This window comes from Streptomyces sp. NPDC001985 (assembly GCF_040296845.1).
Taxonomy (GTDB): domain Bacteria; phylum Actinomycetota; class Actinomycetes; order Streptomycetales; family Streptomycetaceae; genus Streptomyces.
Genome location: NZ_JBEOYB010000004.1, coordinates 79,400 through 98,943, shown reverse-complemented (window position 1 = coordinate 98,943; position 19,544 = coordinate 79,400). Strand labels below are relative to the sequence as shown.

General features: G+C 73.1%; 19 protein-coding genes. 9 read left to right on the top strand and 10 right to left on the bottom strand.

Going from position 1 to position 19,544, the window contains the following annotated elements; all coding sequences use genetic code 11:
• Positions 1 to 28: 28 nt before the first annotated feature.
• Positions 29 to 1,081 (top strand): small ribosomal subunit Rsm22 family protein, encoded by a 1,053-nt coding sequence (locus tag ABT122_RS02785; RefSeq protein ID WP_351544263.1) that lies wholly within the window; start codon positions 29 to 31, stop codon positions 1,079 to 1,081.
• Between the two features lie 55 nt (positions 1,082 to 1,136).
• Here the strand turns inward: ABT122_RS02785 and ddaH are convergent, their stop codons facing one another.
• Positions 1,137 to 1,961, bottom strand: a complete 825-nt coding sequence (ddaH, locus tag ABT122_RS02780; RefSeq protein ID WP_351544260.1) for a dimethylargininase — start codon at positions 1,959 to 1,961, stop codon at positions 1,137 to 1,139.
• Between the two features lie 157 nt (positions 1,962 to 2,118).
• Here ddaH and ABT122_RS02775 point away from each other — a divergent pair, with 157 nt between their 5' ends.
• Both ABT122_RS02775 and ABT122_RS02770 read left to right on the top strand, forming a co-directional pair.
• Positions 2,119 to 2,802 (top strand): TetR/AcrR family transcriptional regulator, encoded by a 684-nt coding sequence (locus ABT122_RS02775; protein ID WP_351544257.1) that lies wholly within the window; start codon positions 2,119 to 2,121, stop codon positions 2,800 to 2,802.
• Between the two features lie 127 nt (positions 2,803 to 2,929).
• Positions 2,930 to 3,754 (top strand): bifunctional DNA primase/polymerase, encoded by an 825-nt coding sequence (locus ABT122_RS02770; RefSeq protein ID WP_351544254.1) that lies wholly within the window; start codon positions 2,930 to 2,932, stop codon positions 3,752 to 3,754.
• 139 nt (positions 3,755 to 3,893) lie between these two features.
• Here ABT122_RS02770 and ABT122_RS02765 read toward each other — a convergent pair whose 3' ends face one another.
• The 4 genes from ABT122_RS02765 to ABT122_RS02750 form a co-directional block, all read right to left on the bottom strand.
• Positions 3,894 to 4,910, bottom strand: coding sequence for an SCO2278 family lipoprotein (locus ABT122_RS02765; RefSeq protein ID WP_351544251.1), 1,017 nt, complete (start codon positions 4,908 to 4,910; stop codon positions 3,894 to 3,896).
• Positions 4,911 to 5,315: 405 nt separating this feature from the next.
• Complete coding sequence (locus tag ABT122_RS02760) at positions 5,316 to 6,149, bottom strand: heme ABC transporter ATP-binding protein (protein ID WP_451068008.1); 834 nt, start codon at positions 6,147 to 6,149, stop codon at positions 5,316 to 5,318.
• Positions 6,146 to 7,327: a FecCD family ABC transporter permease gene (locus tag ABT122_RS02755; RefSeq protein ID WP_351544245.1), complete on the bottom strand. Its 1,182-nt coding sequence runs from the start codon at positions 7,325 to 7,327 to the stop codon at positions 6,146 to 6,148. Before ABT122_RS02755 ends, ABT122_RS02760 begins: the two co-directional genes overlap by 4 nt.
• Positions 7,324 to 8,418 (bottom strand): heme/hemin ABC transporter substrate-binding protein, encoded by a 1,095-nt coding sequence (locus ABT122_RS02750; protein ID WP_351544242.1) that lies wholly within the window; start codon positions 8,416 to 8,418, stop codon positions 7,324 to 7,326. Before ABT122_RS02750 ends, ABT122_RS02755 begins: the two co-directional genes overlap by 4 nt.
• 179 nt (positions 8,419 to 8,597) lie before the next feature.
• Between ABT122_RS02750 and ABT122_RS02745 the strand changes: the two genes are divergently transcribed.
• The 3 genes from ABT122_RS02745 (at position 8,598) to ABT122_RS02735 (ending at position 12,658) form a co-directional block, all read left to right on the top strand.
• Positions 8,598 to 10,073 carry an HtaA domain-containing protein gene (locus ABT122_RS02745; RefSeq protein WP_351544240.1) on the top strand — a complete coding sequence of 492 codons (1,476 nt, stop codon included), beginning with the start codon at positions 8,598 to 8,600 and terminating at the stop codon, positions 10,071 to 10,073.
• A 23-nt stretch (positions 10,074 to 10,096) separates the two neighbouring features.
• Positions 10,097 to 11,803 carry an HtaA domain-containing protein gene (locus tag ABT122_RS02740; protein WP_351544238.1) on the top strand — a complete coding sequence of 569 codons (1,707 nt, stop codon included), beginning with the start codon at positions 10,097 to 10,099 and terminating at the stop codon, positions 11,801 to 11,803.
• Between the two features lie 93 nt (positions 11,804 to 11,896).
• On the top strand, positions 11,897 to 12,658 hold the full coding sequence (locus ABT122_RS02735; protein ID WP_351544236.1) for a PhzF family phenazine biosynthesis protein: 762 nt from the start codon (positions 11,897 to 11,899) through the stop codon (positions 12,656 to 12,658).
• A gap of 97 nt (positions 12,659 to 12,755) precedes the next feature.
• Here the strand turns inward: ABT122_RS02735 and ABT122_RS02730 are convergent, their stop codons facing one another.
• On the bottom strand, positions 12,756 to 13,433 hold the full coding sequence (locus ABT122_RS02730) for a biliverdin-producing heme oxygenase (protein WP_351544234.1): 678 nt from the start codon (positions 13,431 to 13,433) through the stop codon (positions 12,756 to 12,758).
• Positions 13,434 to 13,574: 141 nt separating this feature from the next.
• Complete coding sequence (map, locus tag ABT122_RS02725; RefSeq protein WP_351544231.1) at positions 13,575 to 14,432, bottom strand: type I methionyl aminopeptidase; 858 nt, start codon at positions 14,430 to 14,432, stop codon at positions 13,575 to 13,577.
• Positions 14,433 to 14,513: 81 nt separating this feature from the next.
• Here map and ABT122_RS02720 point away from each other — a divergent pair, with 81 nt between their 5' ends.
• Positions 14,514 to 14,762 (top strand): hypothetical protein, encoded by a 249-nt coding sequence (locus ABT122_RS02720; protein WP_351544228.1) that lies wholly within the window; start codon positions 14,514 to 14,516, stop codon positions 14,760 to 14,762.
• Positions 14,763 to 14,768: 6 nt separating this feature from the next.
• On the opposite strand, the gene ABT122_RS02715 is transcribed toward ABT122_RS02720, so the two are convergent.
• Together ABT122_RS02715 and ABT122_RS02710 are read right to left on the bottom strand one after the other, a co-directional pair.
• Complete coding sequence (locus tag ABT122_RS02715; RefSeq protein ID WP_351544225.1) at positions 14,769 to 16,052, bottom strand: MFS transporter; 1,284 nt, start codon at positions 16,050 to 16,052, stop codon at positions 14,769 to 14,771.
• A 497-nt stretch (positions 16,053 to 16,549) separates the two neighbouring features.
• Positions 16,550 to 17,152 (bottom strand): hypothetical protein, encoded by a 603-nt coding sequence (locus ABT122_RS02710; protein WP_351544222.1) that lies wholly within the window; start codon positions 17,150 to 17,152, stop codon positions 16,550 to 16,552.
• A gap of 107 nt (positions 17,153 to 17,259) precedes the next feature.
• Between ABT122_RS02710 and npdG the strand changes: the two genes are divergently transcribed.
• Together npdG and ABT122_RS02700 are read left to right on the top strand one after the other, a co-directional pair.
• Positions 17,260 to 17,973, top strand: a complete 714-nt coding sequence (npdG, locus tag ABT122_RS02705) for an NADPH-dependent F420 reductase (protein ID WP_351544219.1) — start codon at positions 17,260 to 17,262, stop codon at positions 17,971 to 17,973.
• Between the two features lie 85 nt (positions 17,974 to 18,058).
• Positions 18,059 to 18,238 (top strand): hypothetical protein, encoded by a 180-nt coding sequence (locus ABT122_RS02700; protein ID WP_351544216.1) that lies wholly within the window; start codon positions 18,059 to 18,061, stop codon positions 18,236 to 18,238.
• Positions 18,239 to 18,272: 34 nt separating this feature from the next.
• On the opposite strand, the gene ABT122_RS02695 is transcribed toward ABT122_RS02700, so the two are convergent.
• The gene (locus ABT122_RS02695) at positions 18,273 to 19,073 is read right to left on the bottom strand and encodes a site-2 protease family protein (RefSeq protein ID WP_351544214.1); all 801 of its coding nucleotides are present in this window, start codon (positions 19,071 to 19,073) and stop codon (positions 18,273 to 18,275) included.
• Between the last annotated feature and the right edge of the window lie 471 nt (positions 19,074 to 19,544).

Genomic DNA, 19,544 nt, shown 5'->3' with positions numbered 1-19,544 from the left:
CCGGGTGCCCGGCGCCTAGAATCTCCCAGTGCCTTCCACCCTCCCCCCTGCGGAAGCCCTGCGCTCCGCCCTCGCCGGGCTGCTCGACGGGCTGCCGCCGACCCAGGCCGCCCGGGCCGTCGACCGGCTGATCTCCAGCTACCGGGGGACCACCCCGACCGACGCCCCGGTGCTGCGGGACCGCTCCGATGTCGCCGCCTACGCCGCGTACCGGATGCCCGCGACCTTCGAGGCCGTACGGTCGGCGCTCGCCGCGCTCCGGGACGCCGCCCCCGCCTGGGTGCCGGCCACCCACACCGACATCGGCGGCGGCACCGGCGCGGCGAGCTGGGCGGTGGCGGAGGCATGGGAGGGCGAGACACCCACGGGCGACGGCGACGGCGGCGGCGACGGCGAGGGGCCCCGGACCACCGTCCTGGACTGGGCCGAGCCCGCGCTCGCCCTCGGCCGGGAGCTGGCCATGGCCTCCGGGGTGCCGGGGCTCACCACCGCCCGCTGGGAGCGCTCTCGTATCAGTGCGTCGCTCCGGATCGAGAGCACCGATCTCGTCACCGTGTCGTACGTCCTCAAGGAGCTGACCGAGGGCGACCGCGCCGCCGTCGTCACCGAGGCCGCGCGGGCCGCCCTCGGCGCCGTGCTGATCGTCGAGCCCGGCACCCCCGACGGCTATCGCCGTGTGATCGAGGCCCGCGAGCGGCTGATCGCCGCGGGCATGACCGTCGCGGCCCCCTGCCCCCACAGCGCGGACTGCCCCATCGTCCCCGGCTCCGACTGGTGCCACTTCGCGGCCCGGGTCAGCCGCTCCTCGCTCCACCGGCAGGTGAAGGGCGGATCGCTGCCCTACGAGGACGAGAAGTTCAGCTATGTCGCCGCCACCCGCTTCCCGCCCGCCCCGGCGCCCGCCCGCGTCACCCGCCGCCCCCAGATCCGCAAGGGCCTGGTCCAGCTGGACCTCTGCGCGGCGGACGGGTCCCTGGGCCGCGAGAACGTCACCAAGCGGCAGGGCCCTCTCTACAAGGCCGCCCGCGACGCCGAGTGGGGCGACCCCTGGCCCCCGCCCCCGGCTCCGCCCCGGGGCTGAGCCCGGGGGGAGGGAGGGCGGGAGCCGGCGCGCCGGGCCCGGCGGGTGTCTCAGCTCACGGCCGCAGCTCCTGCGTACAGCACTTCACGCTGCCGCCGCCCTTGAGCAACTCGCCCAGATCCATCCCGATCGGTTCATACCCCCGGTCCCGCAGTGGCTCGAAAAGGCCCACCGCCGCCTGCGGCAGCAGCACATGCAGCCCGTCGCTCACCGCGTTCAGACCGAGCGCCGCCGCGTCCCGCTCCCGTGCGAGCAGCGCGTCCGGGAAGAGCCTCGCCAGCACCTCGCGGCTGCCGGGCGAGAAGGCCCCGGGGTAGTACATGACCTCGTCCGCCGCGTCGTCGAGCACGGCGAGCGCGGTGTCGAGGTGGTAGTAGCGCGGGTCCACCAGATCCAGGCCGATCACCGGCCTGCCGAAGAACTCCTGGGCCTCTCCGTGGGAGAGCGGGCTCGACCGGAACCCCCGCCCGGCCAGGACGTACGACGAGGTGACCGCGAAGTCCCCCTCGCCCTCGTTGATGTGGACCGGTTCCCGGATCTCGGTGAACCCGGCCCCCCGGAACCAGTCCAGATGGGCCTCGGCCTCCGGCTCCCGCTCCCGGTGGGCGAACCGGGCGAGCAGGACCCTGCCGTCGACGACGGTCGCGCCGTTCGCGGCGTAGACCATGTCCGGCAGGCCGGGGCGCGGGCCGAGCAGCTCGACGGTGTGGCCGAGCGAGCGGTAACGGTCCCGCAGATCCTCCCACTGGGTCATGGCCAGCGGCAGGTCAACGGGTTTCGCCGGGTCCATCCACGGGTTGATGGAGTACGTCACCATGAAGTGCGCGGGTGGGCACATCAGATAGCGGCGCGGCGATGCGTCATGGAGCGATGAGCGCAATGAGGGCTCCTCACATACGACTGCGGTGGTCGGCACGCGGTCGGCGTGCGTGTTCCAGCCATGGTGAGGCCAATTCGCCGGAGGCGCTCCGGAGCGGACACCACCGGAATCGAAAGAAGACGAAACGTCTCGGATTCGGCATTGCTAGATTGGGCCCATGAACGATTCCGAGGCGCGGGGCGCACAGGCGCACGGCACCACAGCAGCGCCCGGCGGCGGCGCCCGGAGCGGCAGGGCCCCGGGCGCGAAGGCGCCCGACGCCGGCCGCCGCAGCGAGCGCTCCCGCCGTGCCATCTACGACGCCGCCCTCGCCATGGTCGCCGAGGCCGGCTACGCCCGTACCACCATCGAGGGAATCGCCTCCCGCGCCGGGGTCGGCAAGCAGACGATCTACCGCTGGTGGCCCTCCAAGTCCGCCGTGCTCCTGGAGGCCTATCTCGACCTCGCCGACCGGGCCGCCGGGGGCGAGACCGCCATCCCCGACACCGGTGATCTCGCCGCCGACCTCAAGGCGGTGCTGCGCGCCACCGTCGACGAGATGAACGACCCGGTCTACGACGGCCCCACCCGGGCGCTCGCCGCCGAGGGAGTGGTCGATCCGGCGCTGGGGGCGCAGTTCGTGGAGAAGCTCCTCGAACCCTCCCTCCGGCTCTACGCCGACCGGCTGCGCGCGGCCGAGGAGGCGGGCGGACTGCGGCCCAAACTCGATCTCCGGATCGCGCTCGAACTCTTTGTCGGACCGCTGATGCACCGCTGGCTGCTGCGGACCCTTCCGCTCACCCACGCGTACGCGGACACCCTGGTCGACTACGCCCTCGGCGGCCTCGCGCCCCACGACTGACCCTTTCCGCCCCCGGCCGCCCCCCGCGCCGGGAACCCCCCGGTGGGAAACTGTGGACACCCACAGCGCAGGATGGTGGGACGATGGTAGAGACCACCTGGGGCGAGTGTGAGGTGTGAGGGGATAGATGGGCGACGGCAAAGGCCGCAACACCAGCGGCACGGAGAACAGGCTCACCTGGGAGAGCCGGCTGCCCCAGTGGCTGCGCAGGCGCCCCAAGGACACCACCGAGACCGACGGCTCCCGCCGCGAGAATCTGCTGCTTGCCGTCGCCGCCGCCGGGATGCCACTGGCACCCGCCGCCTACCCCGTCGCGTACCGCTGCTCGTGTGAGCGGATCGGCTGTCCCACCCCCGGCCGGCACCCCGTCTCCTTCGCCTGGCAGACCCAGTCCACCACCGACCGCGCGCAGATCCAGCGCTGGGCCGAGGGCGAGCCGGACGCCAACTTCATCACCGCGACCGGCATGATCCACGATGTGCTGGACGTCCCGCTGGACGCCGGGCGCGCCGCCCTGGAGCGGCTCCTCGACGAGGGCGTCGAGGTCGGGCCCGTCGCCGAGTCCGGCGGCGAGGGCGAGGAGGGGCGCGCGCTCTTCTTCACCGCCACCCGGGGCACCCCGGAGGACGAGGACGAGTGGTGGCCCTGCGAGCTGGACTGCCGCCCCGAGACCATGGACGAGCACCCGGGGCTGCGCTGGCACTGCCGGGGCAGCTATGTCCTCGTACCGCCCGCGCGGCTGCCCGGCGACCACGACGTGCGGTGGGTGCGCGGCCCCGAGCATCCGCTGCCCGACCCGCTGACCCTGCTGGAGACGCTGACCGACGCGTGCGCGCGGTACGCGGGCGAGGTGCAGGCGCTGGCGGCGGACGAGGCGTACGCGGAGTACGAGCGGTACGAGAAGGGGCTGTCGGGACACCGGGTGGCGTGGCCCATGGGCGGGCGGCGCTGATCCCGGGCCTCCGGGGGCCCCGGGATGTCCGGGGTGTCCGGGATTTCCCGGGGCGCTGGGGAGTTTCTTTCGGATCGGGCCGGATCGGCGAGGCGCGGTGCCGGGGCTCGCGAGCCCGGCACGATCCGAAAGAGACGACCTAGAAGCCCTTCGCCGAGGTCATCCCCGTCAGCCTGCCCAGCACCTCGACCCTGCCGTCCGCCGCCCCGCCGCCCGCCGGCGGGACGCGCACCGCCTGGCCGGAGACCATCTCCTTGGTGAGCGAGTTCGTGACCTCGCCGTTCAGCAGCGCCCGCACATCGGGGCCGATCTCGATCCGGACCCCCTTCGCGGTGGTCTCGCGCTCGAAGTTCCGCACGGTGAAGAAGACGAGCGCCCCGCCGTCCTCGGTCGCCAGCGCCAGCGGGGCGTAGTCGCCCCGGTCCACCGGTTCGTCCAGATACTGCCGGGAGCGGCCGGGCCGCTTGGCGGCCTTCGCGCGGGATTCGCGCCAGACGGAGGTGTGCGGGCCGTCCTCGAAGGCGGCCGGCTCGCCGGTCCGGAGGTAGGAGACGTACTGCTCGCCGAGTCCGCCCGGCGCGTGGGACAGCGCGGTGGTGTCGACGGCGACCGGTTCGCCGAAGCCGTCCTTGTCGGTCTTCAGCGCGGGGATGTCGGCCGGGGCGAGGATCGTCAGATAGGCGGCCCGCCAGAGCTGGTCCGGGCCGTTGCGGAGGAAGACGATCACCCAGCGGTTGTCGGCGGGGCCGACGTCGTCGTCGCGGTTGGAGTCGGCGTCGGCGAGGAAGTAGCGGGGCCAGCCGGCCTTCTTCGGGACGGTGAACTTCGCGTCCGTCAGCTCCAGGGGGACATGGTCCTTGTTGCCGTCGGGGAAGGTGACGCTCCGGGACCGCAGGCCCGCCTGGTTGATGGCGCCGAGCGCGCCGGTGACGCGGGGGGCGCTGAGGGCGGGGTCGTACGCCTTGTCGGCGGCGTTGTACGCGGCGGTGAACTCCTTCAGCGCCTCGGCCGCCTCGGCGCGGGTGGCCGCCGGGACGATCGCCCGCTCGCCGTGCACCGTCACACACCCGCTCGCCGCCAGCGCGAGCGCGAGCGCCACCGCGACCACCGGGCCACCCGTCGCCGCCCGGCTCCGGCGGTTCGGCTGCCTTCTCATCCGTCGTCTTCTCCTCGCCCCCGGTGAACGCCCGAAGCCTACCGGGGTGGGGCGGGGTGACGAGTGCTCGCCCGTCCACACCGGCGCCCCCGGCCCGGCCGGCCGACTGAGCCACGGGGGCCTCCGACCCGGGCCCGCACTGTGCGGGGTCCTGTGGCCCGGGGTCCGTCCTCAAACTCCCCCAGAGCTGCCTCTGGGAGGTGCCCCCGGACCGGCTGGGGTGCACCCACTCAGGCTGTTGGAAGCCCGAGCGAACCCAGCCTCTCCGGCGTTTGAGGAGCGGGGGTTCGGGGGTGGGCCCCCGACCGTGGCCTGCGGGATGCGGGGGCCTGTGGCACAGGGGGCCGTCCTCACGGGTCGGACGGGTCAGGGCTCGCGAGCCCGGCACGATCCGAAAGAGACGACCTAGGGGGTGGCGCGGTGGGGGAGGACCACCGGGGTGCCCGAGCGCGGGTGGGGGAACACCTCCACCGGCTGGCGGTAGACACGGCTCAGCAAGCCCTCCTCGAAAACCTCCGCCGGCCCCCCCTCCACCGCGACCCGCCCCTCGTGCAGCACCGCCACCCGATCCGCGTACGCCGCCGCCAGCCCCAGGTCGTGCAGGACCACCACCACCGCGTCCCCCGCCCCCGCCCGCTCCCGGCAGATCCGCAGCACCAGCTCCTGGTGGCGCAGGTCCAGCGCCGCCGTCGGCTCGTCCAGCAGCAGCAGCGAGGCCCGCTGGGCCAGCACCCGGGCCAGCGCCACCCGGGCCCGCTCGCCCCCGGAGAGCGCGGCGAACGGACGCCCCGCGAACTCCCCGGTCTCCGTCGCCGCCATCGCCTCCGCGACCGCCGCGTCGTCCTCCTCGTCCAGTTCCGTCCCCGCCCACGGCGCCCGCCCCATCCGGACGACCTCCTCCACCGGGAAGGGGAAGGAGAGCGCCGCGGCCTGCGGCAGCACCGCCCTCCGCAGCGCCAGCTCCCCGGCGGTCCACTCCCCGGCGGGCCGCCCGGCGATCCGTACCGAGCCCCGGTCGGCGGCCAGATCGGCGGCGAGCGCCCCGAACAGCGTCGACTTCCCCGCGCCATTGGGCCCGACGAGCGCCAGCACCTCACCCGCGCGCGCCGCGATCTCGATCCCGGCGAGCACCTCACGCCCCCCGAGCCGGACATGCAGCCCGCTCGCCTCGGCGAGCACCTCCCCGGGCGCGGGACGCCCGGGCAACTCGCGCCTGCGGATACCGAAGAGAGCCCTCACGCCCAACCACCTTGCCTGCGACGGGTCCTGCGCAGCAGCCAGAAGAAGAACGGGCTGCCGAAGAGTGCGGTGAGCACCCCGAGCGGAAGCTCGGCGGGCTCGGCGATCGTCCGCGCCGCGAGATCCCCGAGCGCCAGCACCAGCGCCCCGCCGAGCGCGGAGCCGGGCACCAGGAAGCGGTGCCCCGGCCCGTTCGCCATCCGCAGCAGATGCGGTACGAGCAGCCCCACGAAGGTGATGATGCCGGCGACGGCGACCGCGGCGGCGGTGAGCAGCGCCACGACCAGGATGAGCACGATACGGAGCCGTTCCACATCGACGCCGAGATGGCGGGCGGGCCGCTCACCGAGGGCCAGCAGATCCAGCTTCCGCGCGTAGAAGGGCGCGATGAGCAGTCCGAGGACGGTGCACGGCAGCACCGCGAGCACCTTGGGCCAGGTCGCCTGGGAGAGCGAGCCCAGCTGCCAGAAGGTGATCTGGGTGATCTGCGCGTTGTCCGCGAAGAAGATGAAGAGACCGATCAGCGCGCCCGCGAAGGCGTTGACGGCGATACCGGTGAGGATGAGCGTGACGACCTCGGTCCGCCCGCCGGAGCGCGAGAGCGCGTACACCAGCAGCACCGTCACGAGCCCCGCGACGAAGGCGCAGGCGGTGATGGTCCAGTTGCCGAAGAAGCTCAGCCCGAGCGCGATGGAGGCCACCGCGCCCACGGCGGCACCGGAGGAGATGCCGATGATGCCGGGCTCGGCGAGCGGATTGCCGAAGACCCCCTGCATCAGCGCCCCGGCGCACCCCAGCGACGCCCCGACGAGCAGCGCGAGCACCACCCGGGGCAGCCGCACGTTCCACAGCACGCTCTCGCCGACCCGGTCCAGGGCCTGTCCGCCGAGGCCCAGACGGTGCTGGGCGGAGGCGATGACATCGCCGACGGGGATGTCGTAGGCGCCGTATCCGGCGGAGACGAGCGTGATGAGGAAGAGCGCGCCGAGCATCCCGGCGGTGAGGAGATACGCGGTGGTGCGCCGCCCGGCGGGCACCACCGGCACCGGCTTCCCGGGGGATTCCCCGGCACCGGCGGGTGCTTCCCCGGCGAGCGGTACGGGAGGTCTTCCGGCGGGCTCCCCGGCCGAGGGCGTCCCCGCCGGCTCCGGCGTACGGGACGCGGCTTCTGTCGTCATCGTCCCTTACCGCCCGCGTACAACTGGTCCACCAGGGACTGGAGCACCTCGTCCGTGCGGGGCCCGTAGTTGAGCAGCACCCCGTCCGGCACCGACACCACGCGGCGGTCCATGCCCGCCGGGGTCTGCGCCACGCCCGGGATCTTCACCAGGCCGTCCACGCCGCCCACCGAGTCCAGCCCCTTGGACATCACGAGGATCGCGTCGGGCGCGGCCTTGGCGAGCGCCTCGCTGGTGATCGCGGTGAAGTCCTTGGTCAGTCCGGACTCCTTGCCCGCGTCCACCGCGCCCGCCGCCTCCAGCAGCGACGCGGCGCCGGAGTTCGCGCCGCCGAGCAGGTACACCGAGGCCGTGCCCCGCAGATACAGGAACGCCACCCGGGGCTTCTTGCCCTCGGCCGGCTCCGGGATGTTCTTCTGGACCGCTGCGATCCGGTCCCGCGTACGCTCCCTCAACTCCTCGCCCGCGGCCGGCACACCCAGCATCCCGGCCACCGCGTCGATCCGGGTCCCCACGTCGTCGAGGCCCTTCGCGGTCTCCACCACCACCAGCGGAATGCCCGCGTCGCGGATCTGCTGAATGGATTCAGCGGGACCGGAGACGGTCTCGGCGAGGACAACGGTGGGCTTCAGCGAGAGCACGCTCTCGGCGGAGACATCGTGGCCCCGGGTCACCACCGGCAGCTTCTCGGCCTGTTCGAAGGTGGCGGTGACATCGCGGGCCACCACCCGCTCGCCCAGCCCCAGGGTGAAGACGATCTCACTCAGCGATCCGGTGAGCGGAACGATCCGCTCGGTGGAGGCGACGGTCACCTTCCGCCCGTCCGCCGAGTCCACGGTGACCGGCAGTTCGGGGGTGGGTGTGCCGCCCAGCGGCTCGACCCGGTCGGCGGTCGCGGAAGCGGCCGGCTTCGCCTTCCCCGATCCGTCCCCGGCGGGCGAAGCGGAACCACCGCCACAGCCCGTCGCCACCAGGGCGACGGTGAACGCGGTCAGCGCCGCACCCACCAGCCGAAATCTGCGCACCGAGGGCACCAAGGGCACCGAGGCCTGCGAGAGCACCGAGAGCACCGTCCTGTCGTTCCGTTCCATGCCGTTGTCGGCGTGGCGCTGGGGGCGATTCCCCCTGGTTGTCCCGGGTTCGCCGACTGCGCCGGAACCGGACCCGAATGGCCAAAACCGGAATGCATGGGGCTACCGGCACAGGCTGGACATAGCTTAGGTTAGCCTTACCTCGCTCTGCTAGATGCCGTACCCCCCGGAGGGACCTCATGCTGCCGTACAGACGGGCCCGTGTGCCGGCCGCCGCCATCCTCGCGGCCCTGCTCGGAACCCTGCTCCCGACGGGCACCGCCCACGCGGCGGAACGCTCGGTGCAGGGCGGCAGACTCGACTGGGGGCTGAAGTCCTCCTTCCAGAAGTACGTCACCGGCCCCATAGCCAAGGGCAACTTCACCCTGACCGGCGGCGCGGCCACCGTCGGGGACAGCCTCTTCCGCTTCCACTCGGCCCAGGGCGGCTACGACCCCGCGACCGGAGCGTTCGAGGCCCGCTTCAGCGGCGGTGTCCACTTCACCGGACACGAGAAGCCCGACGGCAGCCGGGAGATGGACCTCAAGGTCAGCCGCCCCACGGTCCGCGTCTCCGGCGGGAAGGGCACGCTCCATGTCGACATGGTGAGCAAGGCCCGGGGCACCGGCGAGGTCACCACCTCCACCCAGGTCCCCTTCGCCGCGCTCAACCTCTCCGGCATCAACATGAAGGGCGGCACGGGGCCGGTCCGGCTCAACAACATCCCCACCACGCTGACCTCGCAGGGCGCCGACGCCTTCGCCGGCTTCTACACCGCGGGCACCCCGCTGGACCCGATCAGCCTCAGCGTCGACGTCGCCGCCGACCAGCGGCGGGAGACCCCCGCCGCGCCGCCGGCCGACGAGAAGGGGACCGAGGCGGGCGAGCCCGCCGAGAAGGCGGAGAAGACGGAGAGGACGGAGAAGGGGGCCGCCGCGTCCGGGCAGCGCTCGGGCCCGGTGCGGGACGGGGCCGTCGACTGGGGCGTGCGCCGCACCTTCCGCGAGTACGTCACCGGCTCCATCGCCCAGGGCAAGTGGACCCTGACCGAAGGCGCCCAGGACGGCGGGGCCCTCTTCCGCTTCCCGCGGGGCAAGGGCACCTACGACGCGGGGAAGCAGTCCCTGAACGCCTCCTTCGCCGGAGCCGTCCGCTTCACCGGCGAGCACCTCGACCTCACCCTCTCCGAGGTCACCACCGAGGTGAAGGACGGCAGGGGCACCCTCAGCGCCGATGTGGCGAGCGAGGGCAGGACGCAGAAGGACGTGGAGCTGGTCACCTTCGCCGCGAAGGACTTCGCCGTGAAGGACGGGCTCGCCTCCCTCACCGAGGCCCCGGCCACGCTCACCGAGGGCGGCGCCAAGGCGTTCGGCTCGATGTACAAGGCGGGCACCGCCATGGACCCGGTCTCGCTCGCCGTGGCCGTCGACAAGAAGGCCGAACTGCCCGCGCTGCCCGACCTCGGCAGCGAGCCGAGCCCGGCGGCGGAGCAGAGCGAGCAGAAGACGGCCCAGAAGTCCGCCGGGAAGTCCGCCGACGACGCGGCCCCCGCCGCCGACTCCTCCGACTCCTCCTCCCTCACCTGGGTGTACATCGCCGTGGGCGCCGGGCTGCTCGTCGCCGCCGCCATCGCCCTGACCGTTGTGCGCCGTCGCCGCACGACGCCGCAGAACTGATTCCCCCCAAGGAGCAACGCACCATGCCAGCCACCCGCCGTCCCCTCGTCCTCGCCGCCGCCGCGGCCACCGCCGCGGCGCTGGGAGCCAGTGCCCTCGCCCTCCCGGCGGTCGCGGCCGACACCTCGAAGCCCGCCGCCCCGGCGGCGTCCGCTCCGTCCGGCTCCACCGTGTACCAGCTGGAGGCGGGCCGGCTGGACTGGGGCTTCAAGAAGTCCTTCCGCGAGTATGTGAAGGCGGAGAACATCACGGTCGCCGACGGCGCCGAGCAGGCCGCGGGCAACGGCCCCTTCGGCTTCACGGACGGCACCGGCACGTACGACCTGGGCACCCATGTCAACAAGGTGGCCTTCCGGGGCAGTGTGCTCTTCTCCGCCCGCCACTTCTCCCTCAAGCTCTCCGATGTGCGGATGATCAGCGACCGGGAGGCGGGGACGATCCAGGGCGACATCACCCTGGACGGAAAGACCACCCAGGACGTGCCGATCGCCGACCTCGACATGACCAAGGCGACGAAGGGCTCGGGCGGGAAGGGCGAGATGCTCTTCGGGTCCATCCCGGCGACCCTGACCGCCGAGGGCGCCGAGGCGTTCCTCAACTACCCGGAGGACGAGGTGCTGGACACGGTCTCCCTCTCGGTGAAGACGGCGGGCGGCGGCACCCGGCCCTCCCCGTCCACCTCCACCTCCACCTCCCCCGCACCGGACCCGGAGACCGAGCCGGAGACCGAGCCGGAGGCCACCACCTCCGCCTCCCCCGCGCCCTCGCACACGAAGAACTCCGGGTTCAGGCCGGAGGCGAAGCCGTCCGGCGGCACCGGCTCCTCCGGCGGCCCGGCCGCGCGCAACGGTGTGATCGCCGACGGCAATCTCGACTGGGGCCTGATGGAGCGCTGGCGCAAGTACGTCTCCGGCCCGATCGCCCACGGCAAGGCCGAATTCGCGGACGGCGCGGTGAAGTCGGGCGACCTCTACCGCTTCACCAAGGGCACGGGAACCTTCGACGCCGGCACGAAGACCCTCGCGGCCTCCTTCGACGGCAGCGTCCGTTTCCTGGGCCACCTCAAGGACGGCGCCTACGGCCTCGACCTGACGATGAGCGGCATCGAGGTCAGGGCGAGCGGCACCAAGGGCTCGATCGTCGTGGATGTGAGGACCAAGTCCCGCGACACGGGCAAGGTCTCCGTCCACAAGGACGTCGAACTGGGCGCGCTGACCATCCCGGCCGGCGGCCTCAAGGCCGAGAACAACATCGTGAAGCTCACCGCCGTCCCGGGCAAGCTCACCGCCGAGGGCGCCAGGAAGGGCTTCGAGGACCTGTACGAGGTGAACGAGCCGCTCGACCCGATCACGCTCGCGGTCTCGCTCGACAAGGACACCGAGGTCCCCGACACCTCCGGCGGTTCCGACGGCGGCTCGACGGGCGGCGGCTCCACCGGTGGCACCACCGGCGGCTCCACGGGCAGTGGCACGGGCAGTGGCACGACCGGCAGCGGGACCACGGGCGGCTCGGGCTCCGTCGGCGGCTCGACCGGCGGCGGCACGACCGGTGGCACCACGGGCGGTGCGACCGGCGGCTCGACGGGCGGCTCCACCAGCGGTGCGCTCGCCTCCACCGGCGCCGACCTCCCCGCCACCGCGCTGATCGCCGCGTCGGCGGGCATCGTCGCGGCCGGAGCGGGCGTGGTCTTCGCCGTCCGCCGCCGGGGCACCGGGACCACCGCCTCCTGACACCGCCCGCACGGCACCGCCTCAGGGTGACAACAGGGCCGCGATCAGCGCACTTCGCGCGGATCGCGGCCCCGCTGGTGCTTCAATGCCCCCGTGAACGAACGCGATCGCGAGCTGCGCCATGTGCTCGATGTGCTCCATGTCTTCTGCGACGCCGACGGCCGGCACGGCAACCCCCTCGGGGTCGTCCGCGATCCGCGCGGCTTCCCCGACCGGGCGTCCCGGCAGAGACTCGCCGCCGAACTCGGCTTCAGCGAGACCGTCTTCGTGGACGACCCCGAGCGCGGGACCGTGGACATCTACACTCCCACCCTCCGGCTCCCCTTCGCCGGACACCCTCTCGTGGGCGCCGCCTGGCTGCTGGACCTGGAGGAGCTGAACCCGCCCGCGGGGCCCGTGTGGGCGCGCGGGGACGGCGAGTTCACCTGGATCACCGCCCGCGCCGCCTGGGCGCCCCCGCGTCTCCTGGAGCGGTACGCCACCCCGGCGGAGGTCGACGCCCTGCCCGCGCCGCCCCCCGGCGACGGCTGGCTCTACGCCTGGGCGTGGGAGGACGAGGCCGCGGGACGGGTGCGCGCCCGGGGCTTCCCCCGGCGCGACGACGGCATCGCGGAGGACGAGGCGACCGGCGCCGCCGCCCTGCTGCTCACCGACCTGCTCGGGCGCGCCCTGAACATCACCCAGGGCCGGGGGTCGCAGATTCTCACGGCCCCCGGCCCCGACGGCACGGTGGAGATCGGCGGACGGGTACGGCTCGCCGCGCCCGCGCCCCCGCGCGCGCGGGGCATCGCGGGCCCGGCCCCGGTGCCGGCCCGCCGGCTGAGCGTCGCCGAGGCGCTGCGGCTCATGAGCTGAGCCCCGGGGCCTCTCGAAGGCCCCGGGGCTCGTGCGTGCGGGTGCGGGTGCCGCCGCGCGGTCGCGGGTGCGCGGTCGCGCGGGAGCGGTTCAGGGCTCAGGCGCTGAGCGGGAACTCGCCGTTCAGCTCGCGGAAGACCGCGCCGTTGAAGTCGAACGCGCGCTTGCACTCGTCGATGATCCGCTGCTTCTCCAGGTCGTCGGCGCGCACCGCGTCCAGCAGCTCGCGGTAGGTCCGCTTGAACGCCGCCGGGTTGCCGATGCCCTCGAAGACGTAGAAGCGCACGCCGTCGCCCTTGCGCTCGAAGCCCCAGGTCTTCTCCGCGCGGTCACGGATGATCTGGCCGCCGGAGAGGTCGCCCAGATAGCGGGTGTAGTGGTGCGCTATGTAACCGGCGGGCCAGACGCGGGCGCACTCCTCGACCCGCTCGGCGTACGCCGCCGTCGCGGGGAGCGGGGTCGCGCTCGCCTGCCAGCCCTCGCCCCGCAGATGCGTCAGATCGCGCTCCAGCTCGGCGGTGCGGAACAGCTCCGACTGGATGAACGGCCCGGCGACCGGGTCGTTCCGCAGCGCCTCCGCCGCTCCCTCCAGCGCGCGGTACACGAACCAGAGCTGCTCGGTGTAGCGCGCGTACGCCTCCACTCCGAGTCTGCCGCCGAGGAGGTGCCCCATGAACGGGGAGCTCTCCGCCTCGGTGTGCTGTTCGTGCGATGCCACACGGATCAGCGTCGAGAAAGGTGTGCCGGTGGGCGTGGCGGTGGCGGTGGCGTCCAAGGCAGGGACCTCCAGGACAGGGGGCGGACGAACGGGCGGCACGCGGCCATGGCCGGTACCGCCTCCGATCATCCTACTTAGGCTTACCTAAGTCAATGGGTTCCCGACGTCCTGTCGGTAAAAAGATTCCGCGCCGTTTGTTCAGGGCAGGGTGAGAATGTCCGCTCCGGTCTCCGTCACCACCAGCGTGTGCTCGAACTGGGCCGTGCGCTTGCGGTCCTTGGTGACCACGGTCCAGCCGTCGTCCCACATGTCGTACTCGTGCGTCCCCAGCGTCAGCATCGGCTCGATGGTGAAGGTCATACCGGGCTGGATCACGGTGGTGGCGTGCGGGGAGTCGTAGTGCGGGACGATCAGACCGGAGTGGAAGGCGGTGTTGATCCCGTGGCCGGTGAAGTCGCGGACCACGCCGTAGCCGAACCGCTTGGCGTACGACTCGATGACCCGCCCGATCACATTGATCTGGCGGCCGGGCCGGACCGCCTTGATGGCCCGGTTCAGCGACTCACGGGTCCGCTCCACCAGCAGCCGGGACTCCTCGTCGACCTCGCCGCAGAGGTAGGTGGCGTTGTTGTCGCCGTGCACCCCGCCGATGTACGCGGTGACGTCGAGGTTCACGATGTCGCCGTCGCGCAGCACCGTGGAGTCGGGGATGCCGTGGCAGATGACCTCGTTGACCGAGGAGCAGAGCGACTTGGGGAAGCCCCGGTAGCCGAGGGTGGAGGGGTAGGCGCCGTGGTCGCACATGTACTCATGGGCGACCCGGTCCAACGCGTCCGTGGTCACCCCGGGGGCGATGTGCCGGGCGGCCTCCTCCATCGCCCGCGCGGCGATACGGCCGGCGATCCGCATGCGCTCGACGGTGTCGGAGTCCTGGACCTCCGGGCCCGTGTACGGGGTCGGGGCGGACTTCCCGACGTACTCGGGGCGCCGGATGGCGGCGGGGACGGGGCGGTGGGGGGAGAGTTCCCCGGGCACGAGCAGTGACTGGCCAGACATGCCAGCGAGTCTAACCAGGGGGGTCTGGGGCAGCATGGCTACTGACGGCACGACCAGGACCCGACGGGAAGGGAGCGGACCATGGCCCTGTTCAAGAGGCGCACGGTGGGCAAACCGGGCGAGTGGTACTACTGCCTCAAGCACCAGAAGGTCGAGGAGGGGCCGGACTGTCCGGCGAAGGACCGCTTCGGCCCGTACGGGTCGCGGAAGGAGGCGGAGCACGCGATGGAGACCGCCCGGGAGCGGAATCTGGAGTGGGAGACCGACCCCAAGTGGCATGACGCCCCCGAGGGCCCCCAGGGCGGCCCTCGGCGTGGGCCCGGCGCCTGAGCGCCCCTACTCCGGGAGCGCCGCCGCCTCCGACTGGGCGCGGCGGCGCAGGGCGTCCTCGTCCGTGGCGGAGTCGTACCGCAGCAGCTTCGGCAGCGCCGCCGTCAGCAGCACCACACCCGCCACACAGACCACACCGCCGCTCCAGATCGCCGCCCGGGTCCCGGTCCAGCCGGCCATCGCGCCCGAGCGGACCTGTCCCAGTTGCGGGCCGACGCTGTAGGAGAGCACCTCGATGCCCGCGAGCCGCCCCCGCAGCTCGTCCGGGATCGTCTGGTTCCAGATCGTCATCCGGCCCAGACCGCTGAGTGTGTCGCCCGCGCCCGCGAAGGCCAGCGCCAGCAGCACCAGCCACACATTGTCGAACCACCCCGCCGCGGCGATCGCCAGCCCCCAGGAGCCCGCGCCGTAGATCACCAGCAGACCGTGCCGCCGCACCCGGGTGGTCCAGCCGCTCATGGCGCTCAGCAGCACCGAGCCCACCGACAGCGCGGCGAACATCAGGCCGAGGGACCAGGGGGCGTCCAGGTCGTCCGCGAGGAAGGGGAAGATCGCGATCGGGAAGGCGAAGATCATCGCGACCAGGTCGATGGCGTAGGTGCCGAGCAGGACGGGGCGGGAGGCGGCGTACCGCGCGCCCTCCACGATGCCGCGCAGCGACGGCTTCTCCGCGTCGTGCGCGGGCGGGGCGGGGCGCAGCCGCAGACACATCAGCACGGAGACCGTGAACCCGGCGATCGTGATCCCGTACGCCGTGGCGTGCCCCGAGTACGCCACCACCAGCCCGGCCGCCGACGGCCCGGCGATCCCGCCGAGCTGCCAGCGGAGATTGTTCAGCGCGGCGGCTGCGGTGAGCTGGTCGTGCGGGACGATCCGCGCCATCAGCGCGTCCAGCGCCGGCCGCTGGAGCCCAGCCATGGCGGAGACCCCGGCCGCCACGAGATAGAGCGGCCAGAGCATGGGCTCCGGCAGCAGCGCGTTGATCATGAGGACCACGGCGAGGACCCCGAGCCCCGCCTCCGTCCAGATGATCAGCTTCCGCCGGTCGGCGGAGTCGGCGAGCGCCCCGCCGTACAGCCCGAAGACGATCAGCGGGATCAGCTCCACGGCCCCCATGGCCCCGACCGCGAGCGGTGACCCGGTGAGGTGCTTGATCTGGAGGGGGAGGGCGATCATGGCCATGGCGCTGCCGAAGTGGGCGATGAGGCCCTGAATCCAGAGGAGGCGGAAGTCGGGGGAGGAGCGCCAGGGGGAGAGGTCGGGGAGTATCGCGGAGAGCTTCGAGGTCACAACGGACCATCGTCGGTCTCTTTCGCTGCCCCGAGCAACTGATTTCCCTGTGACCTGGGCGATGTCCCTGCCGGGGGGCCCCGGGTTCGGGGCCCGCGTCGGCTCGGGGTTGCTGCTCCCGGTGCCGGCCCGGGTTGCCCGTGGTGCGGGGTCCGCCCTCAAGCTCCCCTGGAGGCGGCCCCCCGGCCCCGCCGCCGTTTGAGGCGCGCCACCCCCACCCCTCCGGGCAGGCCGAGGCGCGAAATCCAGCCTCGCTGGCGACCTGAGCAACCCAAGCCCCTCCGGCGATTGAGGAGCGGGGGTTCGGGGGCCGGCCCCCGACCGTGGCCCGCGGGATGCGGGGTCCTGTGGTGCGGGGTCCGTCCTCAAACTCCCCCAGAGCTGCCTCTGGGAGGTGCCCCCGGACAGGCTGGGGTGGTCGGGCGGGCTGGGTTTGCCGGGTGGGCTGGGTTTGCTCCGGTGGGCCGGGGTTGTTCGGGTGGCTCTTGGCTCGGGGGTCACCAGGGGGAAGGCGGGGGAGACGTCAGCTGGTCCGCCAAGCGGGAGAGGCGGTCGCGGAAGCGGAGGCGGCCCCTCGGCACCGGGAGACTGTTCTCGCCCGCGGCAGCGCTCACCAGGTGCTGCACCATGTCCATGTCCACCTCCCCACCCCCCGGCACCGCCAGCCACTCATGCGCCACCCCCTCCAACCCCCCGCCCCCCTCCTCCAGCACCAGCACCCTCGCCCCCGCCCGCCGCGCGTCCCCCACCCGCTCCAGCAACCCCTCCTCCGGCGCCCCCGGCGCCACCACCAGCACCGTCTCCCCCCGCCGCACCGCCTCCAGCCGCCCGAGCCCCACCGCCAGATGCGCCGGGTCCCCGGGCCGCGCCCGGTGCCGCACCAGCGTCGGCGTCAGCTCCGGCAGCCCCGACCAGGCCGCCTCGTCCACCAGATGCGCCGCCAGGTGCCACGGCTCGTACTTCTCCGTGCCGACCAGCAGCAGCCCGCCGCCCTGCGGCACCACCGACGACCTCAGCACCCTCGCGAACCGCCGGGTCGCCCCCGGCCACTCGGTGCCCGCCAGAACCTCGCGCAGCAGCGCCACTCGTACCGCGTCCATGCCCCCGCATCCTCCGCCACCGGCCGCCCGGGCGTCGGGGCGTCGGCCCGGGCTCACCCGTACGAGGGTCCCGGCCACGGTCCGTACCCGCGAAGTAGGGTCACCCCATGACCTCCAGTGAGAACACAGCCGCAGCCGCCAAGCCCACCCCCAAGGACCCCTGGGACCTCCCCGACGTGTCCGGCCTGGTCGTCGGTGTCCTCGGTGGCACCGGCGACCAGGGGCGCGGCCTCGCCTACCGGCTCGCCCGGGCCGGCCAGAAGGTGATCATCGGTTCGCGCGCCGCCGAGCGCGCCGAGTCCGCCGCCGCCGAACTCGGCCTCGGCATCGAGGGCGCGGAGAACGCCGAGTGCGCCCGCCGCAGCGACGTGGTGATCGTGGCCGTGCCGTGGGACGGCCACGCCAAGACCCTCGAAGCCCTCCGCGAGGAGCTGACCGGCAAGCTCGTCATCGACTGCGTCAACCCGCTCGGCTTCGACAAGAAGGGCGCCTACGCCCTCAAGCCCGAGGAGGGCAGCGCGGCCGAGCAGGCCGCGGCCCTGCTGCCGGACTCCCGCGTCACCGCCGCCTTCCACCACCTCTCGGCCGTCCTGCTCCAGGACGCGTCGGTGGAGCGGATCGACACTGATGTGATGGTCCTCGGCGAGTCCCGCGCCGACACCGATCTCGTCCAGGCGCTCACCGCCCGCATCCCCGGGATGCGCGGAGTCTTCGCCGGCCGGCTCCGCAACGCCCACCAGGTGGAGTCCCTGGTCGCCAACCTGATCTCGGTGAACCGCCGCTACAAGGCCCACGCGGGACTGCGGATCACCGACGTCTGAGCGATGCCCGGGTGAGGTGCGGGCCCGCCGGGGGCATGGGGGACACTGGACGGGACGGACACACCCCCGACAGGAGCCTCACCCCATGCCCCGCCTCGCTCTCTACGCACTCGTCGTCTGCGCCCTCGCCGTCGCGGCGGCCGTCGTCTCCTTCACCCAGGGCCTGTGGCTCGGTGTCGTCTGGGTGCTGATCGCCGGTCTCTCGTCCAACATGGCCTGGTATTACCTCCGCAAGGCGAAGCTGGAGCGCGCGGCGGCCGGCTGAACCGGCCGCCGCCCCCGCCTCCCCCTCCAGCCGGTCAGCGGCCGGTGAAGGAGGCGCAGTACTCGTTCTCGCCCTGCCAGAAGCGGTAGTAGTCGAAGCCGCAGCCGCTCGCGAGTTCGTCGACGCCCAGACCCCGCAGGATCGCGTGGACCGCGTCGAAGAAGACCCCGTGCACCTCGGGGATGAAGAGCAGCGCGAAGACCAGGAACAGCCCGAACGGCGCGAGCGGCTCCACCTGGCGGCGGACGCGGTGCGAGAGCCAGGGCTCGACCACTCCGTAGCCGTCCAGCCCCGGCACCGGGAGGAAGTTCAGGATCGCGGCGCTGACCTGGAGCAGCGCCAGGAATCCGAGCGCGTACTGGAAGAGCACCGGCACGCCGTCCAGCGCGTCCAGCCAGAACGGGGCCGTGCACACCACCGCGAACAGGACATTGGTCAGGGGACCGGCCGCCGAGATCAGGCTGTGCTTCCAGCGCCCGTGGATACGGCCCCGCTCGATGAAGACCGCGCCGCCCGGCAGGCCGATGCCGCCGAGGATCACGAAGAGCACCGGGAGGACGAGGCTGAGCATGGCGTGGGTGTAGGCGAGGGGGTTGAGGGTGAGGTAGCCCTTGGCGCCGATGGAGAGGTCACCGCTGTGGAGGGCGGTGCGGGCGTGGGCGTACTCGTGCAGACAGAGCGAGACGATCCAGGCCGAGGTGACGAAGAGGAAGACGGCGAGGCCGGGGGAGGCGGAGAAGTCGGTCCACACCGCCCAGGCGGTGACCGCCATGACCGCGGTGATCCCGAGGAAGACGGGGCTGACGCGGGTGGGGGGTTTGTGGGGGGTGGGCATGGGGGCTCCTGGGGTGCGGGGACCTGCGCCCCGAACCGTACCCGCCCCCTCCCACCCCAAGCCCCCATCCCCGTGGCCCCGCACCCCCGGGCCCCACACCCGGGGCCCCCGCGCCCGGGCCTCCCGCACCCACGGGCCCGCGAGCAATCCCGCCCCGTCCGGCCACCCCGAGCCCGTCCGGCATACCCCAGCCCGTCCGGCGTTTGAGGACGGACCCCGCGCCACGGGCGGCCCGAGCAATCCCAGCTTGTCCAGGCACGCCCAGCCTGTCTGGGGGCACCTCCCAGAGGCAGCTCTGGGGGAGTTTGCGGACGGACCCTGTGCGACAGGACCCCGCATCCCGCGGGCCACGGTCGGGGGCCGGCCCCCGAACCCCCGCTCCTCAATCGCCGGAGGGGCTGGGTTTCGTGCCTCGGCTCGCCGGCCAGGGCTGGTTCTTGTGCCTCGGCTCGCCCGGTGGGCTGGGTTTCG